Here is a 21,851-nt window from a genome sequence, read left to right as displayed (position 1 = left end):
GGCTTTAAAACCACAGAAAACTAATATTCTTGCTAACAATCCAAGCGCACCATGAATATGACTAATTCAACGGCCCGGCGTTGTACAGCGCACTCCACGCACACTGATAGTTCCCTGTATTCAAATTATAAAAATTGAATCGACTGCACTGATTATCATAATTGTAAGAACCTACAGAAACGCGAAACACACCTAAATTAACACCTTGCAACGACACATAGCGGCCATTGTATAAAAGTGAGAAATGCAAATGTGGCCCGGTTGAACTTCCGCCCTCACAAAGCGCAGTATTACGATTGCCGGCATACACCCCCAACTTGGTATTAACCGCAATGGTTTCCCCATTACTTACTCGAACATTATCCATATGATAATAATTAGTCGACCAGCCGTTAGCGTTTGTAACCCTTACCTGACAGCGAGACAGAACACTAACCCGACCACTATGCGCGGCCGCCACGCTGTATGTCTGCGCGCCCCAGCCTGGCCAATCGTAGGACACATCAATAGATGAGTACGGTGAACCTGAGCCGGTGTGAGAATGTGCGCCGTTTGATTGCCAAGAATAGCCTTGGTACCAAGGTAACTGCAGCATATTGGTCGGCGGGAGTGAGCTAACCGCAAGCACAGCCTTCGCTCCCGACTCAGCGCCACGCAGTTGCTCGGGAGCCATGTTAAATAGCGTTGCAAAGTGCTGGGTGAAGGTTTGCAACGGCGAGCTCCACTTGAGTACTGCAGGCGCATTGTTCGCACCCTGTAATACTCCAAGCAGCGCCGCACTGGCACCATTCAATCCCCCTGTATCTGGAGTAAAACGGGTAAGGCCATGCTCACGCTGGTATGCCTCATAGCTGTAGAAGCGCTGTGACAATTGCTGCAAAACATCGCGCAGCTGCCCCGCAAAACCGCTCGCCGTGGACAACTCAGCAAACGGCGCCCGCAATTTATCTGGGCTAGGCGCAGACAACAGCTCGCTCTTAAGCTCCATAAGCGCCAGTACCACCTTGGGGTTAATACTGTAGTAACCACTCCAGTGAGCTATTAACTCCTGCTTGTCGCGTAACTGAGGCGCATGCACTGCGAGATAACCACCGAGATCAAACGCCTCAGCATCTCGGCCATACAAGAACAGCTCATCACTGAAGAGCAAACCATCACTGGCGATTACCAACCGCTGTAATGCTTGCGCCGAATAATTAAACGCCGACTGTTTTATTTCGCTGGTGGTAGCATTTGCATATATGCCACCCAAGCCCAAGTAAGAAAAAACTAGCAAACCAGGTGCTACCCGCGCGAGTCTAATCATTGCTCTACCCATCCCTAGTATTAAGTACAACATCCACTCAAGAGAGTCGACACCATAACAATCGCCTACAACGGTACACACGCATGTGTACCGGCATATTCACAGGTGCGACTTGAGAACCATGAGACTAGACACGCAGCGTGAATTGACAAGAAGCAAATCAAAGCAACACCAACATAATTTGCGCTAAGCACTAGATTAAAATAATTGTAAATAAAATGTGCCAGCGTAGATGATTGCCGCGCTGCACCACGTGCGCCGGCACGCCAGGGAGATACATCCGTTGTTTTCTGGGCATGGCAAGCTCCTTTGCCAATCTCGTCAACCACCAGCCTAGCTGATGAAAATTTATTCACTCCGCCCCCCTTTAGTTACGCACTTTGATCTGGCCAACTGCTGCTCACCAAGCATGGCCCCACCTATAAATTACATATTCTGGTCTAAAGGGGTCGAGGGTCTAAAGGGGTCGGAGTGATTTATTTTTAACCGCTGGCCGACCAGAACCCTGGTAGCCACCGAGCGCCCAGCTGAATAGCTATCGACTCCCGAAAGCGATCATTACCCAAGGGGTAGTTGTGCGCGCAGGCCTCTCGCATAACATTGATGGCATTCGGTTCGAGATGGCCAGCAAATAGCGCCCGATGGCACACTGCCTATCTAACTCGAGTGCGATTCACATACAAAACATACATGCCTGCATCACGCGGGAAATGCCCGACTCGTCAGTAGGTGTCATTAAAAGATGCACATGTTTGGTCATCAATACGTAGGCATGCAATTGCATCCGGTACCGCCTCAACGCATCGCCCAGCACCGCAAGATAGAACTGGTAATCTTCATCTTGGAAAAAGCAGGACTCGCGATAATTGCCGTGCTGCACCACGTGCGCCGGCACGCCAGAGAGATACATCCGTTGTTTTCTGGGCATGGCAAACTCCTTTGCCAATCTCGTCAACCACCAGCCTAGCTGATCAAAATTTATTCACTCCGCCCCTTTAGTTACGCACTTTGATCCGGTCAGCTGCTGCTCACCAAGCATGGCCCTCACCTACAAATTACATATTCTGGAGCAGAGTTACTTACACTGTGCGCGACATAAGTTAGAGTTATTTTCCGCCGGCTCGGGAATCTGTGCTTTTCGTGGAAAGCAAGGCAACAAGGGATGCATGGATTAAAAGTGGATATTTTTTGGCGAGTAATTACAACATTTAAAATGCGTTCTTTAAATATTATTTTTGCCCCAAGAGACTCGAACGCATGCCAGCACGCCCAACATATTTACCAAAGCGACCAGCACTTATGAGCAGCGGGGTTTTAAAAGTCAGCAATGGGCCACTCGGTAGATACATACTGACTCTTCAGGTAATGCTCTCTAATTTCTTTGATGCGTCCTCGTAGCTGCATTCGCCTGAGTGCAGACTCAACCCTAGGCATAATCGCTGCATGCTTAGTGTTCAGATAATGATAAAGATTAATTTTTTCCAATGACTCATCCGCCATCACTATCCCGCTCAAACCTTGTTCTTTAATAGCTTGCTTGCCGTTAACATCAGGCAATATAGCTACATCACCTCGCCCGGCGTAGAGCATATTAATCGCCTGAGCAAACTGCGCAGCATAATAACAATTGATATTTCGTTCCGTCAGCCGAAGTTCAACTTGCTTACTGCCTTTCACAGACAGTACGTTGTACCCTCGCAGGCTTTCCCAACTCGGGACGTCAATGCCAGGGATCTTCGTAAAGGCCCGTATATCTAATACATTAACGGCCACGGGAACACGCTGCAGGTTTTTGAATTCCACCTCCATACCCACAACCCTAGAAACTTCGCCATCTGTGCGCCCCTCGTTCGCAAGCAATAACGAGCGTACATTGGCAGTGCGTATTATCTGCAATTCATAGCCGATTTCAGCATAGGCTTCTTGCAACACTTGAATGGAAATATCTTGAACCGCCGAACCTTCAGCCGTTGACAATATCAATTGTGGCCCTGCATAGATTTTTACGCTGAACACGACATATAAAATAGTTAGAAACATTCTTCTCATCAGTGCGACTCCATCTGCGCCCGTTCAATATAGACGAAGATCTTTTACCGCGAATTCGCTGAGACACTGCCGCGGAACTACGCGCATAAAAAAGCCCCCGCCGGCTCTCGCCAAGGACTAAAGGGGTTGGAGTTATTTATTTTTAACCACTGGCCGGCCAGGACTGTTCTGCCCCACCGAACGGCCAAGCTGCACGGCTATCGACTCCCGAAAGCGATCATTACCCAAGGGGTAGTTGTGCGCGCAGGCCTCTCGCATAACGCGGACGGCATTCGGTTCGAGGTGGCCAGCAAATAGCGCCCGATAGGCACACTGCCTATCTAACTCGTTAGACGCCAACCCTTGGTAAAGAGCATGATCGCTAATCAACGGGTCAGTCTTCCCCCACCCATGCCAGCCGTAGCTTGACCAGCGATACGCCTCGGGCACGGTAACCATTCCCGCACGTACAGGGTTCAATTCGATATACCTGTAGCACGTCAGTAAGTACTCAGCAGCGTTGATCAGGCTGGCCTTGTGCCGACCCTCCCACAATGTGCCTGAACGCCGGTAAGTGCGATTCACATACAAAACATACATGCGGCCCAGGTGCTGCATCACGCGGGAAATGCCCGACTCGTCAGTGGGCGTCATTAGAAGATGCACATGGTTGGTCATCAGCACGTAAGCGTGCAATTGCACCCGGTACCGCCTCAACGCATCGCCCAGCACCGCAAGATAGAACTGGTAATCTTCATCCTGGAAAAAGCAGGCCTCGCGATTATTGCCGCGCTGCACCACGTGCGCCGGCAAGCCAGGGAGATACATCCTTTGTTTTCTAGGCATGGCAAGCTCCTTTGCCAATCTCGTCAACCACCAGCCTAGCTGATCAAAACTTATTCACTCCGACCCCTTTAGCGCCTTCCCACAAGGTGCCTGAACGCCGGTAAGTGCGATTCACATACAAAACATACATGCGGCCCAGGTGCTGCATCACGCGGGAAATGCCCGACTCGTCAGTGGGCGTCATTAGAAGATGCACATGGTTGGTCATCAGCACGTAAGCATGCAATTGCACCCGGTACCGCCTCAACGCATCGCCCAGCACCGCAAGATAGAACTGGTAATCTTCATCCTGGAAAAAGCAGGCCTCGCGATTATTGCCGCGCTGCACCACGTGCGCCGGCACGCCAGGGAGATACATCCTTTGTTTTCTAGGCATGGCAAGCTCCTTTGCCAATCTCGTCAACCACCAGCCTAGCTGATCAAAACTTATTCACTCCGCCCCCTTTAGTGCCGGTTATTTCAACCGACTCTAGGAAGGCATCGCTGTTGTGCGCACCAGAAATCGTCCCCGCCTTACTATTTCGCACGCCAATCTGGGTGTTATGACCGAGAACTGACTCGCCAAAGTTCTTCGGAAGTGTAGAAGCTGCTTGACCTCCAGTCGTGGCAGTTCCTTTTGCACCAAAAAACCCAACTCGCTGACTGGAGCTAGATCCAGTAATGGCTACTCAACAATGTAAGTAGTGAACTTGTTTGGCTCTTCCTCTAAGTGCAATCGCCTGCACTTCGGGCACCGATACACCGTAATGGCCTTTTCATCAAGAGTTTCATATAACTGATCAGAAGACAGCTTATCCTCACTATCTAACCTATCCCCCAAACCCTCTATTGTTGACTCCGGAATCAGAGTCAACTCATAGCCTGACCACCCTTGCGAAAGGTTCATAACGTAGCCGCAGGCACACGTGTACTTCGACATAATTAACCTCCTCCAGCAGGTCGATCAAACCGGACCAATGATCCATCAGGTTTCTGGAAGAATATAGTTTTTATACTCTGCGCGTTAGTCTTCCCCCACATACGAACAGCAATGGATGACATGTCAGTGCTTGGCAAGTCCGCCTGCACCAAGACTCCGCCGGCTTGATTCGACTTCTTCTCTATCGCTCGAACTATCTTTGTCGGATCAAGATTCTTCGGCGTATACACATCAATGGAACCGAGTCCATCAATATGCAAGTCCGCAGTTCGCTGCCCTTGAACACCTTTAGCTGACGCAGTGGTTTGGTGCGTAACATCGTACCCAAGACCAGATAATCCTTGCCCTGCACGCACTTCATTTGCGTCAGGTATTGCGCCGGGTTCAATCTTAATCTTTCCTGCTGTCCCAGTCGCTTTTGCACCCTCTCTTTTCGCCAGAATCTCAATCAGTGCCCCTGTAAGCCCCTTGCCTCCTTGGAAACCAGCCTTAAGCAGCGAGCCAAGCCCAAGTGTCGCAAGATCAAAATCTGTCGTGTCAGGTTTGATTGCATCCAGCACCGACCAAGAAAGCCGATCTGGCAGATCTGTGTCCGCATGGGGCGACTCAGTAAATCTATACAACTCGAGATAGTGCTTGCTGAGGGTTTCGGCATCAAATTCGTTATGAATCCACTCGACGCTCTGCCCCCCTCTACCCGCTTGAGCGACCGCAAATGCGTTGCTGAAAAGCCGAGAATCCTGGAACTGCTCTTCCGTTGCCTGGAATGCATACACCGGTTTCCCATGAGCAATAACCGGAGAACCATCCTCCCATGTCAGCACCATGCTGGAAGAGGCCATGACCACCAGCGTTCCAAGCACTGCATCCATATCGCGCTGAAAGGCTTTACGCAGCGGGTTATTCGTTTCGGATGGCCCACTGATAGACGCCAACAGCTGCACATACTGCTGGCGCTTCGTTGCGTCAACCTCCGCACCAGCAGCAAGGGCTAGCAGCTCTGTCCAGGTATACCCTTCCAAGGAGGGAGTACCCAGGTCTTTCTCAAGCGCCTTGGCCTTGCTCTCTAGCAGTGCTTTCTCAAGTGGGTGCAATTGGCGGTTGTACTTATCCGCGGTCAACGCTACTGCCGCACCTAAGCCCCCACCACCGGTAGCGCCACCCACAATGCCGCCAACGAGTACTGCTGTAAGCTCTCTTAGCTTTTTCTCACCGGCCGCATCCCCTTCCGCAATAGCGCCCTGTTCTTTCAGCAAGTCATAAATAACGCTGTTAAGCGCTTGATTCGCTGCCGCCGATACGCCGCCTGCAGCGGCACCGAAACCTGAGGCCTCCCCAAGCAGCGCCCCCAGTGCCGCATGCATTAATACTCTGTTTGCACCACCGTCTTTCCAGGCATCCGCCTGGCTACGCCAATATGAAGCATCAGTTGCATTACCGGCCGCCTCGGCCTTAGCCGCATTGAATTCAGCCTCTATCACTTTATTAGTGGCGTAATCACCGACGGCCTTATACCCCTCCTGCGCCGCAATCCCCAACAACTCACTTTTCGCGCTGTACTCACTGATCGCCGCACTGTCGGTTTCTTTATGCGCCCCAGCCACATCGCGGCTGATGTCGGTGTCGAGTTCTTCGCCTGCATGGTTGCGAATAACCCCTTTGCCTATCGCCGCGCGAGTGTCACCACCCTCCAGGTTGGCAATCGGCACACCCGCACTGAAGCCATTGCCTTCCTGCGCCTCACCGCCATTACCCCAAGTATCACCATCGCTCGAACCGCTGTAACTGACGCTGCCTTGGCTCGCCCTGTCATGGTTTTTCAGGTCCTCATAGCTCAGGGTTTCAGTGACCAGCTCCAGGTTGCCGGTGCCACTGTCAATCTGGCTGCCCTTGAGGTGAGTGTTCTGCGCCACATCGATGCGCAGTCGGTCGTCCGCTGTGATGGTGGCGGGTCTGTCCACCGCCTGGCGGTCGCGTTCGCTTGCGCTGGCGTTGAAGCTGTAACTGCTACCCACGGTGAAGGAGGCGCTGGAACTTTGTTGGTCGATGGTGCCTTGCTGGCTGATAAGCGCCAGGTTGCGGCCGACCGACATTTCCACGTCACCGCCATGCAGATTGCCGCCGATGATGATGGTGTCGCGGCCACTGTCGGTAACCAGGGTTTGCCCGGCGGTAACGCTGGCGTTCTGGTATTGCGCACTGTCGCCACGGCTGCTGTTGCCATCCAAGCCGCCGTACCAACCGCCGTTGTAGCCGACGGTTATGCCGCCGCCGCTGGAGCGCTCTTTGCTGGCGTTCTCGGCCGAGCGGATGATGATGTCGCGACCGCCCACCAGATAGGCCTCGCGCACGGCACTGGCTTGGGTGCCATCCACCAGGGCCAGGTCTTGTCCCGCTTCGAGGTAAAGGTCACGGCCGGCAGCCAGCTGGCTACCGCTCTGCTCGTTCCACTCCGATTGGCTGCGCTGGTAGCCCAGACGGCCGTTAATGCCGCGACTCAGGTCAAAGCCATAGGACGCTGCTGTACTGGCGCCGGTTGACTCGCCACTGCCCGCAGAAGGATTACCGCTATATAAGCGGTAGCCCAGAACGGCGGCATTCTGCCACTTGTCCTCATCGTTATCGGTTTTGGCGATGTTATTGATGTTGTTCAGCAGCGGGTTGGCCTGAGCGGCTGCACTCAGTATCTCGGCACCGGACTTGCCTTCGCTAAACGCGCGGGCCATTTCGCCCAAGCCGAACATATCGCCTTTGATGCCCAGGCTATTGCTGCCGGTACTACGCTCACGCTGGGTGGCACCTATGGTCAGGTCGCGCCCGGCGATGATGTCGATATCACGGCCGGCCTCGGCCAGTAGATTCCGGGCAACAATATCCCGGCCTGCTTGAATCGAAACGTCCCTACCGGCCTGAATCTGCAACGGTGCACTAGCGGTGGAATTGAAGTCGGTATCGGTTCTGTCCACCGAAGCCATGGAGTTGCTGACCACATTGTTGTGGTTATCGACCGAAACCGATGCGCCACTCAGGTGCGCATCGCGTACGGCGTCGATCACCACATCGCGCTGGGCCAGCAGTGAAGCACCCTGAATTTTGACGTCTTGCCCGGCCCTCAGGCTGATATCGCCATCGGTCGCTACGATGCTGCTCGGCTGGATGCTTGGCGAGGTAATGCCTGCATTCTCCTCATGCGGACGCAGCCCGACAGCCAGACCGACGCCGCCTTGCATTACATCGCGGTAAAGGATGTCTTTGTTTTCTGGGCTATCGATACGGATATCGCGACCTGCATCGATGCTGACGTTGTCCGCCACCAGATTGCCGCCCGCGATCTCGGTGTCGCGGCCACTTTTGAGCGACAGATCGCCCTCAGCGGAAATGGCGCTGTAAATCTCGGATTGCTGAGTCGCGCGGTTGTAGCCATCCAGGTAGTCGACATCGTGCATCACACCGATGCCGGCCGGGCCCTTGGCCGGGCTTTTCAGCAGACCGCCGCCATAGTTCTGGGTTTGATCTTTTTCCGCCACATCAACGGTGTGCGTCGAAGAGCTAATGCGGATGTCGCGACCCGCATCGAGGCTAGCGTCGCCGCCTGCCAGCAACTGCGAGCCCTTGACCTGGATGTCGCGGCCGGCATTGACCGTCATGTCTTCGCCGGAGTGGATCAGTGATGGAGCAACGCTTTGGGTTGTGACGCCGAGGACGTTCTTGGTGGCCTCATAGGCATCGCCAACGTAGATTCGCTCTTCCTCGGAGGTATAGGGCGATGATGACTTCATACCCAGCGCGATACCGATCCGCTGACTTTCTTCCCAGGCTTTGTCGGTACTGCTGCTGGAGGCAGCCAGAACATTCACGTCTCTGCCAGCACCTAGCGCGACATTGCGACCGGCACTGACTCCGCTGCCGATGATATTGATGTCGCGTTCGGCGTTGAGGGTTGCATCGCGATCAGCGCTTACTTGGCTGCCTACACTGGTGCTGCTTTGGGCTTCCTGCCCGGCTTTTTTGGCCGAGGCGAAGGAAAGCATGCCACCGGACAACGAAGCACCAAATTTCTGCTTGTATTCCTGCTTCAAGCTGTACGCCGTGTCATTAGCCGACACCAGGTTGATATCACCGGTATCGGTCACCAGCCCGGCGCGCAACTCCACGTCGTTACCGGCCGTGGTTTCGCTGGCGCGTAAGCGGATATCGTTACCAGCGGCGATCACCACATCGTTGCCAGCGTCCAGCTCACTGGAAACCTGGCTGGCTGTGGTCTTCAGCTGGCTCTTGCCTGACTTGGAGAGCCCGAGGAAACCGGACTTGGTCTTCTTGCTGTAAGAGCCATGCTCTTCAACACCCGACAGTACGGCGATATCGCCCGTTGCACCGACCAGTAGATCGTTACTGGCCTTCAATTGGCTGCCGATAACCGTTACATCGCGACCACCATCGATACTCATGCTGCCATCAACGGCCTTGCTGGTATTAATGGTTAGATCGTTACCGGCATCGATCACCGAGGCGATGTTGGTGCTGTCGTATTTTTCCTTTTGTTCACTCTTGCTGCGGCCAAACGAGCCTTTGCTTTTCTTGGAGTAGAAGGAAGCGCTCTCGTTTTTAGCGGAGAGAATATTGATGTCCTGCTGGGCGTCCAATGCGATGTCGTTGCCCGCTTTTACGTGGCTGGCGACAACCGTTAGATCTTTACCGGCATCAATGGAGATATCCCGGCCAGCCTGGACACTGCTTGCTTGCTGCAGCACGAGATCAGCACTGCGGGTGACCTTTTTGCTTTTTGAGTACGAGTGGCTTTCGTTAGCCGCCGCAGCCAAGGTCACGTCCTGCCCTGCATCCAGCTTGATATCGCGCTGCGCATCGATGCGACTGGCAATAGCGGTCAAATCCCGCCCGGCGCTGATCTCGATGTCGCGCCCAGCGCTGACTTGCGCGCCATGCTGGCTGACAGACTCCCTCCGGTATCTGCTACCGCGCGTCTGCAGATTGCGCTCTTCCACTGAGGCGATAGTGACATCGCGGCCGGCAATGAGACTCAAATCACCACGGCTGTCGAGAATGCCACCAAGGTTGGCGACATCGCGGCCTGCGCTGATTTCCAGGCTGTTGGCGGCTTCGATACGCGAAGCGCTGTCGACGTAATCCTTTATATATTGCCGATTTCCAATCGAAGTATTCTGACGAGTCACCGTACGCTCGTTGAGCACATCGCCCGTCCGCGCAATGAGACTGACATCGCGGCCGCTAATAACTCCACCCTGAGCGTTACGAATACTATCGGTAGCCAATAGATCGAGGCGATTTCCTGCGGCAATCAATCCCCGATTACTAATGCTGCCACCGGCAACCGCGCTAAGGTTATTGCTGGCACGCAGGGTGCCCTGATTAAGTAGGCCCCCACCGGAAATCAACGCCACGTCTTGACCTTGGATCAGCGCCCCATTCGGCGCCAGACGCCCCTCTGCCTGGGCTAGGTAGAGCACTGGCACCAGCACTTTCTCACCGGCCACCTCGTACTCTTCCAGCCAGACGATATCGTGGGTCAGCGCCGCGACCTGCTCTGCACTCAAGCTGATACCGACAGAAAGTTTAAGTGCTTGCTTGCTGGCAATCGCGTTATCCATCAGGTGGCGAAACATTGCTTCGTCACTGTTCAGGCCAGCAAGGAAGCGCTGTCCGGTGCGAGCCACCACAGCTTCACGAATCAATCGCTGTTCGTAGAGGCCGTCTCCCAGACGCTTCTGGGCTTGATCGGGGTCGTAACCAAGATTTCCGAGCATGTAGTCAGAACCGAGGAACTGTTTGAGGCTGGTCAATTCCGGGTTGGTTTCGATCAAATACTTGTGACTAACGGATGGCAGCACGCTCCTAGGTAGGCTCTGCACGCCAACAACTTGCGACGTGACACTATCCAAAGACGATCCACCACCAGCAACTTGGATGTTATGCATACTCCAGTTACTGGCCAAAACAGCCCCAACCCCTTGGGCTGCTTGGACCGAACCTAGTGCTATCGAACTACCTCCCGAGGTGTAATCGCTAACAGAGCTAGGAGTTGCGCTCACCATGCTGCCTGTGCCGCCTTGCCCACTTAGACGAAATAAACCGTTTACGCCTTGCGGAAGCGAAAATCCAGACAAACTAATAGGGTTGATTTGAGACTGGCGTAAATCTGGTGGAAGTTGTGAATTAATTTGGACAATTTTAGTTATACCTGACCCTAAAATTTTTGTTTCGCCGACACGAGAACCCGGGACGGCCGCAGTAACACCCGAAAGCTGCACGCCGTTTACTATTTTATCTTTCGCATTAATAACAACCTTACCACCAGCCTGAACTACAGCGGCAGAGTGGCTCGAACTATTGCCCACTGAAATCAAGTCAGAAAACGGTGTGGCATTTTTTATAGCAACAGGAGCTTCAACCCTTACACCAGAGGAATAACGTGAATCGCTTAACTTAACAGCATTCTTACGAGCAGCACTAGCATATGAGGGGCCCAGCGAAAGACGCATTGTTCCAAAATATTGATACAACTCCCGATCAACAGGCTTTCCACCATGCTCTACAATACTAGGCTTAACCATTGACTCCTGATCAGAAGAGTTCCAGAAGTGAATACTCTTATTGTAGGCAGCATCATTATATGAATTATAATCAACTATCTCCTGCCACAGACCCTTTCCAGGTTTAATGTCTATATATCGGCGACGAGAAAAATCCTCTAATACCGACCCTGAATTCTCAAATAAATCCGTGTTTATTTCCAAATCACCTACAGCGCTTACCGAAGAGTTAGAATTCAAGAATACAGTGCTATTTGTTGTAAAATTACGCCCAGCAGAAATTATTGAAGATGGAGAGTCCTGTAATACCTTAGCCGTGAAATTCTCAATCCAGACCAGATGTGAGGATAATCCTGCATAACCTGCCACAGACGAAGAGCAACTGTAACAACGAACACCTATAGCACCGGACTTCAACTCAGCAATAGTGTCAAATCTTTCCTTTTTATTTATGATTGAATTCGAGAAAATCATCATATCTCCACCACTTTCTATAGCAGCAGAAATATTCTCGACCGAATTAGAGCGCGCCAACTGATCATTGGCGGCGATGTTTAACTCGCCTAGGCTGTACACATCCGCATAACGGTTAGTGAAGTTATTCACCCGCAGCGTCATATCGTCGCCGCTAAAAATTAGCCCGTTCTCGTTAAGCAGCGTCGGCGCAACTAGACGCAGTTTTTCCGCACTGCCGAGGGTGCCTCGGTTGTTCAAGGTATTGGCGGTAACCGTGAGGTCGCCCGCGGCGGTGAGTTTGCCGAAGTTGCTGAGTAAGCCGGCGCTGACGTTGGTCAGGCCACCACCGGCGATACGTGCACTGCTGCTGAGGTCGATACTGCCAGCGCTAAGCGTTAGATCACCAAGGCTGGTGACCTGACCATTACCGCTGTAGGCACCACTCAGGTTCAGGCTGAAGTTGCCGTCGCTGGCCAGTAGACCGTGGTTAACCCAGTTACCGCCGCTACCGCTAAAAGAATTACCAGCCAGCAGTTGGCCGCTGGCGGTTTGGGTGAAGTTGCCGATATTCAGCACTAACTGGCCGGCTTGCAGTACGCCGCTGTTGGTCCAGTTGTCAGCGGTCAGGGTGAGCAGGCCATTGGTGCTGAGGTCGCCACCGGCCCCAGTAACCTGGGCGGCGCTCAGGCCAAAATCACCGGTACCTACGTGCAGGATGCTGCCACCGCTGCTCTGCAGGCTGGCGACGTTCAGGTCGAGATTGGTGTTGGCGGTTTCGAGCTTGCCGTTTCGGTTGTCCAGGCTGCTCGCAACGATACGGGTATCGCCGCTGGTACCCAGCGCGCGCAGGCTGCCGTAACGGTTGTTGATGCTGGCGGCGGCCAGCTTCAGGGTGCTGGCACTCTCCAAAATGCCGTAGCTGTTGTTCAGCGCACCGGAGAGGCTGAAGTCAATCCGATCGGCTGCTACTTTGCCGCCCTCACCCTGAACTGCGCCCTGGTTATTGAAATTACCGGCAATGACTTTGAGCAGTTGGTGGGCATACAGGCCACCGTTTTGGTTGTTAAAGGTAGCGCTACCGCTGTCGATCACGGTGTTGCCGGACAGCGCGGAGATATGACCGCCACGGTTGTCCACACCCCTGGCGTCAATTGCCAAAGATTGCGCCTGAGTGGTGCCGGCGTCGTTATCAAACAGCCCGGCCGTGACCAGTTTCAACCAACCCTTGATACTGCTGAGTACGCCGGCGCTATTGTCCACTGCTGTGGATTTTTGCAGGTCGAGGTTACCCGCGAGGCTTTCGATACGACCGCTCTGGTTGTCCAGCTTGGCGTTCAGGTTCAGCGTCAGGTTTTGCTGGCTGCTTAATGCACCGCCGTTGTTATTCAGGCTCTGCGCACTGATGTCGAGAGCGCCTTGCTCACTGTGGATCAAGCCATCGGCGCTGTTGTTTAGCGCGCCGGTGAGCAGCAGGGTGAGGCCGCTACGGGCCGCCACGGTGCCGCCATTGGCGTTGTTCAAGTTACTGCCGGTGATATTGAGCAGGTTCTGGCTGACCAGGCTACCGCCTTGGTTGTCGATAGCCTGAGCCTTGAGGACAAGCGGGCCAGCGCTGGCCAGTTTGGCCTGCTGGGTATTGATCAGATTGCCCGCGAGGGTCAGGGTCAGAGCCGCATTGCTGGAGAGCTGGCCGGCGCTGTTATCCAGGCTGCTGGCGGTCAGGCTTGCGGCCTTCAAGCTGCCGATCTGCCCGCTGTGGTTGTTGACTGCACCTGCGCTTGCACTCAGCGCGCCTTGGCTGTCGATCAGACCGCCATCATTGTTATTCAGCGCGCCACTGAGGCTCAGTTCAAGGTCACCTTCGCTGGAGAGGATGCCCTTGCCGCTGTTATTCAGGCTGCCAACATCGACGCTGAGCGTGCCCTTGCTGACCAGTGCACCTTCACCGCTGTTGTTCAGCACGCGCTCGCTGCCGCTCAGTTCGACCGTAAGTGCGCCGTTGCGGCTGGACAGGGTGCCCAGGACGCTGTTGTCCAGATTGCCGGCTTTCACCGCCAAACCTTGCCAGCCAGAAATCAGGCCACCGGCGGCGTTACGTAAGTTGCCGTTGCCCAGATCGAGGTTAAGGTTGCCGGCACTGATCAAGCGGCCCTGTTCGCCGTTGTCGATGGCGCTGGCGTTGAGGCTATAGCTCTGGCTGCTGGAGATTTCACCGGCGTTGCGGTTATCCAATTTCCCCAGGTTATGCAGGGTCAAGGAACCTGTGGCGCTGAGCAAGCCGCCGCGGTTATCCAGGTCGCCACCTTTGAAGTCGATGCTCACACCGGCTTCGCCGATCAAGCGGCCCTGCTGTTGAATCAGTTTGTTGACCGTCAGTTGCAGCCTCTGCTTGGCCGAAACTTCGCCACCGCTAGTGCCTAGATCACGGCTGGAGTCGAGGCTGGCGGCGCTCAGGGTCAGCTGGCTGGTACTGGTGATCAGGCCCTTATCGCGGTTGTCGATGGCGCCGGCGCTGAGCGTCAGCGCCTGTTGGCTGCTCAGCACCCCACCGCGGTTGTCGAGAGCGACGGTGCTGACGTCCAGTTCGGCCTGGCTGAGGATGCTGCCGCCCTGGTTATTCGCCGCGCCTGTATCCAACTGCAAAGCACCACCGCTGGCCAGCAGGCCATTATTGGAGTTATCCAGCGACGCACTGGCAACAGTCAGCGCCTTAACCGCGGAGATAACGCCTTGGTCGTGGTTGTCCAGCTTGCCGGTGAGGCTCACCTGGATATCGCCCTTGCTGGCGAGCACGCCTGCGGCGGAGTTATCCAGGCTGGCGGCGGCGACTGTGAGCTTGGCGGCAGAGAGCACGCCCTTGAGGTTGTTCAGCAGCGCCTGGGTAATCTGCACTTGCAGATGCTGGCCACTGATCACGCGGCCGGCGCTGTTGTTCAGCTGGTTGGCTTTGAGCAGGAAACTCTGACTACTGGAGATCTCGCCGCCGGCACTGTTGTTGAGCGCACCGAGGTTATTCAGCAACAGCGCGCCAGGGGTTGCGATCAGGCCTTTACCACTGTTGTTCAGCGCACCACCTTGCAGGTCGAGGCTCAATGCAGCTTCGCTGATCAGCTCACCGCTGGCGTGTTGATCGAGACCGGTTGCGGTGACCTGCGCATCGCCTTTGGCTGCGATCAGCCCCTGCTCGTAATTGTTGATCTGGCCCGCCGTGACCTTCAAGCCAGCGCCGCTGGTGATCAGACCCTTGCTCTGGTTATCCAGCTGCCCAGTACCGATGGTCAACGCTTGTTTGGCGCTGATGATGCCGCTATTGCTGTTGTCCAGACGGCTGTTGCTAATCGTCAGTTGGCCATCGCTGACCAGCTTGCCGCCCTGGTTGCTCAGGCTGCCGCCACCGACTTCCAGCTTAGTGGCGCTGGAGAGCAAGCCACCGGCACTGTTGTTCAAACTGGCCGCGTTAACTGTCAGGCTGCCGCCGCTGAGCAGCGCGCCCTGTATCTGGTTCTGTAGCTCACCAGTCAATTGCACGCTCAGCGCCTGCTGGCTGCTCAGGGTGCCCGCGTCGCGGTTATCTAGGCTGTCGCCGATCAGCACCAGGCTATCGCGACCGGCGAGCAAGCCCTTGGCGTTGTTCAGCAGGCGCTGGACAGTCAGGGTCAGCCCTTGGTCGCCGATAATGGTGCCGGCGCCGCTGTTGTCCAGCAACGCAGTTGGTTGCCCGCCAGCAGCCTTTACCAGAACGCTGGCTTGGCCCTGAGTGGAGATTTCGCCGCCGCCATTGCGCAGCAGCTTGCTGGCGCTAATATCCAGCCCCTTGCTGGCAGCGATCAGGCCGCCCTTACGGTTATCGATACTATCGGCCACCAGGGTCAGTTTGCCCTGGCTGAGCAGCTCGCCGGCCGTTGTTGCGACGTCGCCCTGCTGGCTCAGCTCGCCGACGCTAATCGCCAGGTCGCCCTTGGCGGCCACCTGGCCACGGTCGCCGTTGCGCAGTTCGGCGGCATCGAGGGTCAGCTTGCCATCGGCGACCACGGTGCCTTGGCTGCGGTTGTCCAGCACAGTGTCCACGCTGACGCTGAGATCCGCCTTGCCGCTGACCTGGCCGCCACGGTTGTCGAGGCTCTTGCCGTCAATGCTCAGGTGTTGTTTCGCGGCGATCAAACCTCCCTGATTATTCAGGCTTCGCCCCTCTAGGGTGACGGAAGCCTGGCTAGAAATTTCGCCACCCTGGTTGTGCACATCGCCCCCGGCAATGACACGCAACCCATTAGCGCTAGCGATCAGGCCGCCGCGGTTATCCAGCCCATCGACGCCGACAGTCAGGTTGCCTTGGGACACGATGCGACCCTCTGCGCCGTTGCTCAAGCCGGCGGCAGTGAGGTTAGTGTTGGCTTTACCACTGAGGGTGCCGGCACGATTATCCAGCAGCCCCCCCACAGTGCTACTCAGCTCGCGGCTGGCGATCACGCTGCCACTGTTGCGCAGGCCGCCACCTATCAGGGTGATATCGCCGTTCAGGTTGCGGCTGTTATCGGCGTTCACACCGGCTTCGATAAGGCCCTGGTTATCCAGTTGGCCACCCTTCAGTTTGATGCTGTCGCGGGCCGCCAAGCTCTGACCCTGAGCGAGGGTCAGGCCCTGCTGCGCCTGCGCGTCAACATGACGCCCAGCATAGGCCTTACTGGTTAGCGCGATGCTCTCGCCCGTGAGGCGGATGTCACGGCTGGCTGCAGCCTGCGCCATGCTCAACTTGCCATTGGCATCAATCTGAATATCGCCCGCGCTGGCAGCCATATTGCCGGCCAGCTTGACGCCGACACCGGCCTCGCTACCAACCAGACGGATCGCTCCGGCATACATGCCGCCGAGGGCGGAGCTGTCGATGGCCAGCAGTGGTTTAGCACTGCCATCATCGGTTTTGGCCGTGACGGCGAGATCATCCGCCTTGACCTGGTTACGCCCAGTGATGACGTTGAGCTTATTGGCGTAAAGCTCAGCGTTGATCTTGGCACTGCGGGTGATCAGGTCGAACTGCTCGATATTACTGGCGTTGAGCCCGCTACCTTCGATGTTTATCTGCCCACTATTTACATCAAAGCGATCAAGGCGCCCGCCCTCTATCACCGGCCTGCCGGTGCTAAGGGTAACGCGCGGGGTGTTGATAAAGCCGCAACCGTCACAGGTGATGCCATGGGGGTTGGCGACTATTACTGCTGCTGATTTGCCAGCCACTTCGGTGTAACCCCTGAGCTGGCTGGTATTGCTTCCGGTGACCTCGTTAAGGATCAGGTTGGCCGCACCGTCTTTGAGATTGGAGTTGCCAACGATGATGCCGCCAAGCTGAGTGCTCTGCAGCCTATCGGTAGTGTTATTTAAGATCAGCCCCTGCTGACCGACGTTGAAGTCGCTGAACGTGTTATGCGACAGACCACTGCCATTGGGCGTGGCGATATTAACTACGGGCACACCATTGCCAGCCTGACCTAGGCTGGCATTACCACCGGCCTGGGCATCCAAGGCCAGTTCGGCCGCCGTGGCCACAATCGGATTAAGGAACAGGACACCGATCAGAACACTGGCAATATTTTGGAAAAATGGTGTGCGAACGTCCATGTAACAACTCCAACCCGTAGGGCTATAAAGCAGAATTCAGAAAAATCAGAAGAACAGGTCGACCCGGAAATACACCGGATGCTCCTGACGCTCGATGGCGTCCGGGCGTTCCAGTGAACGGGCGAAGGTCAGCGAAGCGGCCAAGTGCTGACCACGGGCACTCAGCTCGATGGCATTGCCGGAGAGGCGGCCATGCTGGTCCGGGTTGTAACGCCCGCCGCTGATCACACCCATGTCGTAGGCGAATGCCACGCCGTATTCACTGACAAAGGGCTGCAACGGTTGCCAGCTCACCGCTTTGCGCCAGCGCAGCTGGTTACGCCAGTACGCGCCGCTGTCGCCAGATAGCGATTGCTCCTTGAAGCCACGCACCGAGCTCAAGCCGCCCACGCTGATGCGTTGCGGGCTATACAAGACGTCCTCGCTGCGCTGACCGTTGGCCAGGCTGTCGAAGCTGAACGACTCGCCCCACAGCTGAAACGGCTGCAGGTAGCTCAGGGTTAGGCTGTATTTGTTGTAACGCGCTACGGGCTGGCCACCTTGCGGGTTGCCACTGCGCTGCGCGTCGAAGGCCCCTGTGCCGTGCTGCCAGCCGAGATCGGCGTTGACGAAAGCGCTGCCAATGCGCCGACCATGGTTAAAGCCCAGCTGGGCCTCGGACAGGCGCTGACTGGAGACATCGATCCGATTGCCGAGGATAAAGTTGTTGCTGTTCAGGTGGCTGACACCCAGGCTGACGGCGGTTTTACTCAAGCTGTCGCGGTGCAGTACACGCTCGGCACGCAAGGCGTGGGTTTTGCTGTCGCCATCCTGATCAAAGGCGAAGCCATTGGCCTCACTCTGGGTGCGGTAGTAGCTCTGGCTGTAGCTGTAGTTGAAGGTCCACCAGCCGTACGGCAGGCTGTAGTTGAGGCTCTGGTTGTGCGAGTGGCGGTAGCTGTCGCTGACCGCATCACCGCCGGCGCGTAGGCTCAGTTGATCGGCCAAACCCAGCGGGCTGTCCCAATCCAAGCCCAGACCCCACTGCTGCTCACCGGTACTGAGCTGGCCATCGTTGTGACGCGCCAGGCTCACACGCCACGGTTTGCTGCGCTGCCCTTGCAGCTGCACGCGACTACCACCGACCTGCTGGCCTGGCACCAGCTCAAGCTGGGCCTGGCGCGATGGCAAGCGATTAAGCTGCTCAATCAACTGTTCCAACTCGCGCAGGTTCAGCACTTGCTCGGAGCGCCCAGGAAAGCTCATGGCCAATTCACGATCCGACGCCAGATCCGAGCTATTTAAGCCTTCAAGCTGGCCCTCGACCACTGTGACCTGCAACGTGCCGCTGGAGAGATCCTGCTGCGGCAAGTAGGCACGCGTGGTGACATAACCGCGCCCCAAATAATGATTGGTAATGTCTTTGAGCAGCTGATTGAGCTGCCCGACACCCAGGCACTGGCCATTGTAGGGTTTGAGAATGGCGACCTGATCCGCCGGGCTGAGCAGCGTGGCGCCCACCAAGTTGATCTGTTTGATGGCAAAGCAACGCTCATCGTCGGCAATCGGCTGTGCGGGTAATTGCTCGGTCTTGCCTGGCAGTTGCTGCAACTCATCCAGACGGCGCTCCTGCTCTTGCAGCAGGCGCTCCTGACGTTCGCGGACAAGGTCACGATCTCCTGGCGTTTGCGCCAGCGATACAGCGGGTATAAGTGAGCACATCAGCCAGATGGCCAAGAAATGGCCGGAAGCCATTTTTAACGTTGCGCAGCGACGGCCCGCAGGGTGGCCGCCAGGGATGGCAGGCCATAAAGATTTACTACGAAGAGCCATGCCTTCAGTCCTTTGAATAGCGGGTAAGCAGAAGCAAAAATTCGGCGCGCATTAGAACACATGGCGAGTTGCCATCACTCGCATGACATGTGACATACCTCACATAACCAGACGCTCATCCTGAACTTCTGACCATCGGCAGCTGTCGCGGCGAACCTTACACAAGGCGCCCACGAATGAGAAGCAGCACTCTTAAATGCCAGACATAAAATCGTCGAGAACGATTTTTAACATCGTACAGCGACAACACACAACGTTTGCAGCCAGGGATGGTAGCCAACAAAAAGCCCCCGCAGGCTCTCGCCGGCGGGGGCTTTTTAGTTAGCTAGAACTGAATCAGTTCTTAGCTTTCTTGGCAGCGCGGGTGCGCTCGCCTTCGTCCAAAATCTTCTTACGCAGACGGATCGACTTAGGCGTAACTTCGCACAGCTCGTCGTCCTGGATGAACTCCAGAGCTTGTTCCAGGGTGAACTTCACCGGTGGAACCAGAGCGATGGTTTCGTCTTTACCGGAAGCACGCATGTTGTCGAGCTTCTTGCCTTTGGTTGGGTTAACGCCCATGTCAGTGTCACGGCTGTTAAGACCAACGATCTGACCGTTGTAGATTTCCTGGCCGTGCTCAACGAACAGCTTGCCGCGCGCCTGCAGGGTTTCCAGGGAGTAGGTCAGTGCCTTGCCGGTTTCAACCGAAACCAGTACGCCGTTCTGACGGCCGGACATTTGACCGGACTTCATGGTGTCGTAACGATCGAAGATCGAGGTCAGGATGCCAGCACCGTTGGTCAGGGTCAGGAACTGGTTACGGAAACCGATCAGACCGCGAGCAGGGATGTTGTATTCCAGACGTACACGGCCTTTGCCATCCGGCACCATGTTGGTCAGGTCGCCTTTACGCAGGCCCATCTCTTCCATGACCTTGCCCTGGGATTCTTCCGGGGTGTCGATGGTGACGTTTTCGAACGGTTCGTGCTTCACGCCGTCAACCTGACGGATGATCACTTCTGGACGACCAACACCCATTTCGAAGCCTTCGCGACGCATGGTTTCGATCAGTACCGAGAGGTGCAGCTCACCACGGCCGGAGACCTTGAACTTGTCAGCCGAGTCGCCTTCCTCAACGCGCAGAGCAACGTTGTACAGCAGCTCTTTGTCCAGACGCTCTTTGATGTTACGGCTGGTGACGAACTTGCCTTCTTTACCGCAGAACGGCGAATCGTTGACCTGGAAGGTCATGGATACGGTCGGCTCGTCGACGGTCAGCGGCTTCATCGCTTCAACATTGTTGATGTCGCACAGGGTGTCGGAGATGAACAGCTGGTCCATACCGCTGACGCAGACGATGTCGCCGGCAGTGGCTTCTTCAACGTCGATGCGGTGCAGACCGTGGTGACCCATCAGCTTGAGGATACGACCGTTGCGGCGCTTGCCGTCGGCGTCGATGGCAACCACTGGGGTGTTTGGCTTGACCTTGCCGCGAGCAATACGACCAACACCGATAATGCCGAGGAAGCTGTTGTAGTCCAGTGCCGAGATTTGCATCTGGAACGGGCCGTCGATATCAACCTTAGGCGACGGTACGTTGTCGACGATGGACTGATACAGCGGGGTCATGTCTTCAGCCATGGCGGTGTGCTCCAGACCGGCAATGCCGTTCAGGGCCGAGGCGTAGACAACTTTGAAGTCCAGCTGCTCTTCGGTGGCACCGAGGTTGTCGAACAGGTCGAAGATCTGGTCCAGAACCCAGTCCGGACGCGCGCCTGGACGGTCAACCTTGTTGATCACCACGATTGGACGCAGGCCGGCTTCGAAGGCCTTCTTGGTCACGAAGCGAGTCTGTGGCATCGGGCCGTCTTGGGCATCAACCAGCAGCAGCACGGAGTCAACCATCGACATCACACGCTCAACTTCGCCGCCGAAGTCGGCGTGGCCGGGGGTGTCAACGATGTTGATGTGGTAGCCGTTCCAGTTGATCGCGGTGTTCTTGGCGAGAATGGTAATGCCGCGCTCTTTTTCCTGGTCGTTGCTGTCCATCACGCGCTCGTCGTTGAGCTCGTTGCGCTCAAGGGTGCCGGACTGACGCAGAAGTTTGTCTACCAGGGTGGTCTTACCATGGTCAACGTGGGCAATGATGGCGATGTTGCGTAGATTTTCGATCACGTGTGTATCTCGATCAGAGGATTCGGTGTGCCGCCTAGTGTAGGTGGCGAATATTAACTAACTGCGATTTCGGCTCGGCGGCGTGAAACGTGAATCACGCCGCCGGTATGTCGGGAGGGCGATGGCGGATGCTACCGCCATTCAA

At 55.7% G+C, this 21,851-nt stretch carries 8 protein-coding genes; all 8 read right to left on the bottom strand.

Annotated features, from left to right (window positions below):
* Window positions 1-61 precede the first annotated feature (61 nt).
* Entirely contained in the window at window positions 62-1,306 is a 1,245-nt protein-coding gene (locus D8779_RS09580; protein WP_167492549.1) for a M23 family metallopeptidase, read from the bottom strand.
* A 673-nt stretch (window positions 1,307-1,979) separates the two neighbouring features.
* Window positions 1,980-2,234, bottom strand: a complete 255-nt coding sequence (locus D8779_RS09575; protein ID WP_136664177.1) for a transposase — start codon at window positions 2,232-2,234, stop codon at window positions 1,980-1,982.
* Between the two features lie 386 nt (window positions 2,235-2,620).
* Complete coding sequence (locus tag D8779_RS09570; RefSeq protein ID WP_136664176.1) at window positions 2,621-3,355, bottom strand: substrate-binding periplasmic protein; 735 nt, start codon at window positions 3,353-3,355, stop codon at window positions 2,621-2,623.
* Window positions 3,356-3,487: 132 nt separating this feature from the next.
* The gene (locus D8779_RS09565) at window positions 3,488-4,180 is read right to left on the bottom strand and encodes a transposase (RefSeq protein WP_136664175.1); all 693 of its coding nucleotides are present in this window, start codon (window positions 4,178-4,180) and stop codon (window positions 3,488-3,490) included.
* 43 nt (window positions 4,181-4,223) lie between these two features.
* Window positions 4,224-4,556, bottom strand: a complete 333-nt coding sequence (locus D8779_RS09560; RefSeq protein ID WP_205895794.1) for a transposase — start codon at window positions 4,554-4,556, stop codon at window positions 4,224-4,226.
* Window positions 4,557-5,101: 545 nt separating this feature from the next.
* Window positions 5,102-17,737 carry a hemagglutinin repeat-containing protein gene (locus D8779_RS09550; RefSeq protein ID WP_136664173.1) on the bottom strand — a complete coding sequence of 4,212 codons (12,636 nt, stop codon included), beginning with the start codon at window positions 17,735-17,737 and terminating at the stop codon, window positions 5,102-5,104.
* Window positions 17,738-17,782: 45 nt separating this feature from the next.
* Entirely contained in the window at window positions 17,783-19,438 is a 1,656-nt protein-coding gene (locus D8779_RS09545) for a ShlB/FhaC/HecB family hemolysin secretion/activation protein (protein ID WP_240789724.1), read from the bottom strand.
* 447 nt (window positions 19,439-19,885) lie between these two features.
* Window positions 19,886-21,706, bottom strand: coding sequence for a translational GTPase TypA (typA, locus tag D8779_RS09540; RefSeq protein ID WP_136664172.1), 1,821 nt, complete (start codon window positions 21,704-21,706; stop codon window positions 19,886-19,888).
* Window positions 21,707-21,851: the final 145 nt, after the last annotated feature.

Source organism: Pseudomonas leptonychotis (genome assembly GCF_004920405.1).
Taxonomy (GTDB): Bacteria; Pseudomonadota; Gammaproteobacteria; order Pseudomonadales; family Pseudomonadaceae; genus Aquipseudomonas; species Aquipseudomonas leptonychotis.
The sequence above is the reverse complement of the archived record's forward strand: the minus strand, read 5'-3'. Positions and strand labels throughout refer to the sequence as shown.

Coding starts and splice junctions, on each gene's coding strand:
- D8779_RS09575 (WP_136664177.1), bottom strand. CDS start 2,234: ATGCCCAGAAAACAACGGATGTATCTCTCTGGCGTGCCGGCGCACGTG.
- D8779_RS09560 (WP_205895794.1), bottom strand. CDS start 4,556: ATGCCTAGAAAACAAAGGATGTATCTCCCTGGCGTGCCGGCGCACGTG.
- D8779_RS09570 (WP_136664176.1), bottom strand. CDS start 3,355: ATGAGAAGAATGTTTCTAACTATTTTATATGTCGTGTTCAGCGTAAAA.
- D8779_RS09545 (WP_240789724.1), bottom strand. CDS start 19,438: ATGTGCTCACTTATACCCGCTGTATCGCTGGCGCAAACGCCAGGAGAT.
- D8779_RS09565 (WP_136664175.1), bottom strand. CDS start 4,180: ATGCCTAGAAAACAAAGGATGTATCTCCCTGGCTTGCCGGCGCACGTG.
- D8779_RS09580 (WP_167492549.1), bottom strand. CDS start 1,306: ATGATTAGACTCGCGCGGGTAGCACCTGGTTTGCTAGTTTTTTCTTAC.
- D8779_RS09550 (WP_136664173.1), bottom strand. CDS start 17,737: ATGGACGTTCGCACACCATTTTTCCAAAATATTGCCAGTGTTCTGATC.